The organism is Cryomorphaceae bacterium 1068, assembly GCA_027214385.1.
Taxonomy (GTDB): Bacteria; Bacteroidota; Bacteroidia; order Flavobacteriales_D; family Cryomorphaceae; genus JAKVAV01.
On record JAPVXR010000027.1, the window covers coordinates 1 to 5,484 of the forward strand.

At 45.7% G+C, this 5,484-nt stretch carries 4 protein-coding genes; 1 reads left to right on the plus strand and 3 read right to left on the minus strand.

Annotated features, from left to right (window positions below):
• Positions 1-77 precede the first annotated feature (77 nt).
• Genes mnmE through O3Q51_18230 form a run of 3 tightly spaced genes read right to left on the minus strand, consistent with a single transcriptional unit; the run spans position 78 to position 4,391 of the window.
• The gene (gene mnmE, locus O3Q51_18220; protein ID MCZ4410758.1) at positions 78-1,463 is read right to left on the minus strand and encodes a tRNA uridine-5-carboxymethylaminomethyl(34) synthesis GTPase MnmE; all 1,386 of its coding nucleotides are present in this window, start codon (positions 1,461-1,463) and stop codon (positions 78-80) included.
• Positions 1,464-1,490: 27 nt separating this feature from the next.
• Positions 1,491-2,720: a choice-of-anchor J domain-containing protein gene (locus O3Q51_18225; GenBank protein MCZ4410759.1), complete on the minus strand. Its 1,230-nt coding sequence runs from the start codon at positions 2,718-2,720 to the stop codon at positions 1,491-1,493.
• Positions 2,721-2,768: 48 nt separating this feature from the next.
• Positions 2,769-4,391, minus strand: a complete 1,623-nt coding sequence (locus O3Q51_18230; GenBank protein MCZ4410760.1) for a serine hydrolase — start codon at positions 4,389-4,391, stop codon at positions 2,769-2,771.
• Between the two features lie 115 nt (positions 4,392-4,506).
• On the opposite strand from O3Q51_18230, the gene sucD reads away from it, so the two are divergent.
• A complete protein-coding gene (sucD, locus tag O3Q51_18235; protein ID MCZ4410761.1) occupies positions 4,507-5,385 on the plus strand; it encodes a succinate--CoA ligase subunit alpha in 879 nt (292 codons plus the stop codon).
• Positions 5,386-5,484: the final 99 nt, after the last annotated feature.

The following is a 5,484-nucleotide window of genomic DNA, read 5'->3' on the forward strand; positions in this document are numbered from 1 at the left end:
ATTAGCAACAAGTAAAGGAAGTAAAAACAGTCTAAAATCAAGAAAAGGAAGGCTTTAGCGTACTATATGAAAAGTAATTACTTTCCGATACAAAACTTCGAGAAAATATTCCCCAACAAATCATCCGTCGTGATCTCGCCCGTAATCTCACCGAGGTGGTGCAGAGCGCGGCGGATATCGATGGCCAGAAAGTCACCTGAAATGCCACTGTTCAGTCCCGTGAGGACGGAGAGGAGTGAGTCATTCGTTGCCGAAAGGGCATTGTAGTGACGCACATTGGTTACCACCACATCGTGGCCTTCCACCATGATGGAGCGCGATGATTCGAGGAGTCGTTCGTTTAGGGCTTCCAATCCTACTCCGTCGGTGGCGGAGATAAGTTGCGCCTCGGGAATCGAACTGAATTTCTCTTTGACCTCGCTGAGGTCGCGGGCCTTGTCCACTTTGTTCACGACCAAGAGTAGCTCCTGATCCGATCCGATTTTCTCTCGGATGGAAGATAAGGCTTCGGCAATTTCTTCCACTTTCGTTTCCATGGCATCGACCAAATAGAGGACGATGCTGGCTTTCCCGGCCTTTTCAAATGCCCTGCTAATTCCGATGGTTTCGATTTCGTCTTCAGTTTCGCGAATCCCCGCCGTATCGATAAAGCGAAAGCGAATACCGCCGATGGTGGTTTCGTCTTCTATGGTGTCGCGAGTGGTTCCGGCTATTTCGGAAACGATGGCTCGGTCATCGTCGAGTAGAACATTGAGCAAAGTCGATTTCCCCATATTCGGTGCACCGAGGATGGCAACGGGAACTCCGTTTTTGATGGCATTTCCAGTGGCGAAGCTCTCCATCAAATCCACCACAATTTCTTGAATTGAATTGACTAAGGCTTTCAAATCATCTCGGTTGGCAAACTCCACGTCTTCTTCGCTGAAGTCCAGCTCCAACTCAATCATTGAGGCGAAGTGTATGAGTTGTTCGCGCAGCTCATTGATCTTCCGTGAGAAGTTTCCGCGCATCTGGTTCATGGCCAATTTATGCGCTGCTTGGGTGGAAGAGGCGATCAAATCGGCTACGGCTTCGGCTTGACTCAAGTCCATTTTGCCATTGGCGAAGGCCCGCATGCTGAACTCGCCCGGCTCGGCCATGCGGCAACCCGATGAGGTGTAAAGCTTCAGTAGCTGGCCTTGGATGTACTCCGAACCGTGGCATGAGATTTCCACCACATCCTCACCCGTAAAAGATTTGGGGTTTCGGTAAACCGCCGCGATAACATCATCAATCGCTTCACCGTTTTGTTTGATCGTACCGTAGTGCAATGAATATCCCTCTGCAACTGAGATATCTCTTGAAAAAGAACGGTTGACGATTTCTACCGCGTCCTTTCCCGAAAGGCGGATAAGCGCAATGGCGCCCATTCCGGGAGCGGTAGATAAAGCACAGATGGTATCGCTTTGATTCTTGAAATACATGGGTCAAAGCTCTTTTTGAAATGATTTTTATTGGATCACCAACTTTTGACTTCCCACTGCGTCGCGACCAAGAATTTGAATCGTATAAACACCGGGTAGTAGGTGGTTGACATCCATTTGGTAAGAGGAGTTTTGCACCAATCGTACTTGCTCTGAGACAACCAATTTTCCACTCACATTGAAAGTGCGAATTAGGTAATCCCCCGATTCGTTTAGGTTGGAAAGAATAACCTTATCATTAGCGGGATTAGGGTATAAGCCAAAAGTAAGTTTTTCGAAGTCTGAGTCACTCGAAAGAACCTCTGCACAATTTTCTAATTCTTCTCCCGGAAGGGCCACTGCGTCAATCAAGAGGCCCGATTGATCGGTCGAATTGTGGTGACGGAAGGCGACATAAACAATTTCTCCTGCATAGTCACTCATATCAATGAATCGACCTTCCCAATTCGTAGAACTAAGCGTTTCAGAAAAGATCTCGATAAAGTCTTCAGGTTGATTTCCATTGATGGCTATTTCAATAGAATAGAATTCATTTGGAAAAAATTCGCTAAAAGCAGAAACAACATAGTAGAGAGAGTCACCTTCGCTGATGACTCGTGGTGAAGAGACCAAGTAATTGTCAGGAGTGATGGCCCCGATTCCCGGTACAAACGAACTGCTTCTCATGTATTGTTCGCCGTCAAATGCTTCGACTGTGGCATTGTCGATAAACCAGCTGAAGATGTCGTCATCCTCATTGTATGAGATCCAGCAACCCGGAAGGGTATCTGCCTCAAAGCTCTCCGAACCCTCAATGAAAATAGGAGGCTCTGTGCAATCTTCGCCTCCCGAAAGAGTTATAAGGGTAGGGAATCCATTATTAGTTGATCCGGCAATGCCGCAGCTGTCTAATTCATTAATGGCTATAAGGTAAGTGCCCGACTCGCTGGCGGTCCAAGAAATGGAACACCCTGTTCCTACACCGAAAGCGTCGATTGCTCCTGAAGGCGCAAAAACCGTGTATTCCGGAGTCCATTCTCCTGCTCCGTCGCAGTGGTAGAATTCGTAAGTTCCTCCAGCTTCAAGGTTTGGGATTTCGTAGGCATCCGACTGCCAAACTTCAAACGAGTTGGTCGTAAGTGTATCTCCATTGCAAGGCACGGATGTGAAAACGGAGTATCCCGCTTCAGAAGTCGGATTAGTCCATTCCAAACACTGCGAAAACAGGTTAATGGAAAGAAGGCTGAATAGGGTAATGAGTAAGGTACTTTTTGGCATGGATTCCATTTGTGGTGCAAAGAAATGGAAATTTGCAGAGCCTTCTTCTTATAGGACTCTTTTTTCAGCGTCATATTTTCCTCCACCTTGGAATAGTGTGAGACTCTTTGTTTCTCCCTTATCGTCGAAAACAAATGAGATTTCTATTCCCAAGCCTTCCGTGAAAAAATCCTGTCGATTTTCGGCGAAAAGTTCAAAAGGTGGTTGCCCTGTCGCTTGAGCCATGAGTTTATCTCCTTCTGTAAAGACTCGGATTTCAAACCCCTCTTGAAGGACATATGTTCCTTCTAAAACTAGAAGGTCGGCAGCTTCGAGTTTCACGGCAATGCGGTTCTTTTCTACCCTTGGAGCCTTGGTTGAGCCTCCTCCTTGATATAGAGTGAGTGCCTTGGCCTGCTCTGTTCCTTTTTGGTGAAATACAACTTCTATTTCGGCCACTTTTGCGAAAAATGCGGAATCATTTTCGGCGAAGAGCTCTAGAGAGCCTTGACCTGTAGCTTGGCCCATCAGCTTTCCGTTTTCCAGAAAAATATTGAGGTCGAAGCCTTTTTGAATTTCGTATGTGCCCACAAGTCGTTCCAAGTTTTCCAAGGGCATTTCTATGGCCATTTTCGGCTCCGGAAGAAGGATTTCTTCACCGAGATGAGCGTGTAGGATGGCATCCAATACTTCGTTGTTATTGGATTCCATACAATTTGAGAGGACAATAGTGTGGAGGTCCAAATCTTTGAAATAATTCCAGGTTGCACTGTAACCGTCAATTCCACCATTGTGTCCGATAAAGACTTGTTCGTCAATTTCATCTGCATAAACTCCTAGCGCGTATTGCCCTTCATCAAAGTTTGTCTGAAGCTCCGAGGCTGACTTGCTTTCATAAAAGCCGCCGCTGAAAAAAGTCTTTGAAAAGGTGAATAGATCTTCTGTAGAGCTGTACAGAGCTCCCGCAGAAAAGGGAACAGATGGATCTACTTTATCAGCTTTTGTCCACTCGCCATCTATCACAATCAAACCTTCTGAAAGATTCTTGACTTTTTTGTAATTCATGCCCGTATGTCCTAGTCCTTCAGGCTTCAGGATATTTGCTTGGAGGTACTTCTCATATGTGGTTCCTGTAACTTGTTCTATAATAATTCCGAGTAGAACATAATTCGTATTGCTGTAAGAGAACATTGATCCGGGTTCAAATCCCAGAGGATAATCCATCACTTTTTCCACCAGACGTAGCGGGCTGATTTCCTTCGCTTTCCATTGGTCCATGTCGGGAAGTTCGGTGTAATTCTTAATTCCTGACTTGTGTGAGAGTAAATGACGAATAGTGATCTTGTCAGACTGAGGGAAAAGAGAAATGTACTTGCTCAATGGATCAGAGAGGGAGAGTTTTTCTTCCTCGAAAAGCTGCATGATGGCAATTGCGGTGAAGGTTTTAGTAATACTCCCAATCAAAAATTGAGATTCAGTTGTATTCAATTTGCTTCCATCGGCTGAAGCCGGACCAAGTCCTTTGTGGTAAACAATGGAATCCCCTTGAGCCACAAGCACGGTGCCTACAAACTTTTTTTGATCGACCATTGCTGCGAGATAAGAGTCGAGCTTGTCGTAATCTTGACTTGAGGCAAGGCTGCTCAGACCAAGGCAGGTTAGCAGTATAATAGGGCAGATTAACTTGCGCATTTGGGATTGGTTTTTATTTCAGTCGCTAAAGATGCACAATCCTTTTTTTCGGGTCAACATGGTTTGTTGAAAGCGGGGCTAATGATTATGTTTGTGCCCTTGAAAATAAGAAACCATGAGCGTATTAGTCAATAAGAATTCAAAGGTAATCGTACAGGGATTTACAGGTAGCGAAGGAACTTTCCACGCGAGCCAGATGATTGAGTACGGAACCAATGTAGTAGGAGGTGTGACTCCGGGTAAAGGAGGTCAATCTCACCTTGATAAGCCTGTCTTCAACACTGTTCAAGAAGCTGTAGACAAAACAGGAGCTGATGTTACCATCATCTTTGTACCACCTGCATTTGCAGCTGACGCCATTTTGGAAGCAGCTTACGCAGGAATTAAAGTGATCGTGACCATAACCGAAGGTATTCCTGTAAACGACATGGTGAAGGTGAAGGACTACATCGACGGAACGGACTCAACGCTAATCGGTCCAAACTGCCCTGGAATTATCACGGCAGGAGAGGCTAAAGTAGGTATCATGCCTGGCTTTATCTTCAAAAAAGGATCAATCGGTATCGTATCGAAGTCGGGAACCTTGACCTACGAAGCTGTAGACCAAATCACGAAAGCGGGAATGGGGCAAACCACCGCCATCGGTATCGGTGGAGATCCGATTATCGGAACTACCACCCTCGAAGCTGTTCAGCTCTTGATGGCAGATGAAGCTACGGAAGGAATCGTAATGATCGGTGAGATTGGAGGAAACCTTGAAGCCGAAGCTGCAAAATGGATCAAGGCGAATGGAACGAAACCCGTTGTTGGGTTCATAGCAGGAGAAACTGCTCCAAAGGGAAGAACGATGGGGCATGCAGGAGCGATAGTAGGTGGAGCTGATGATACGGCTCAAGCCAAAAAGGCCATCCTTCGCGAATGTGGAGTGCATGTGGTAGACAGCCCTGCGGAGATCGGAAAGAAAATGGCTGAAGTATTAGGCGTTACTGCTTAATTGCAAAGTTCTCGGTAGATTTTTTCAGAGAAAGAATCTATCGAATTGAAAACTGAAGATTACAGTGTAGTTCAATAAAATACAGGTTTGAAAAAAGCG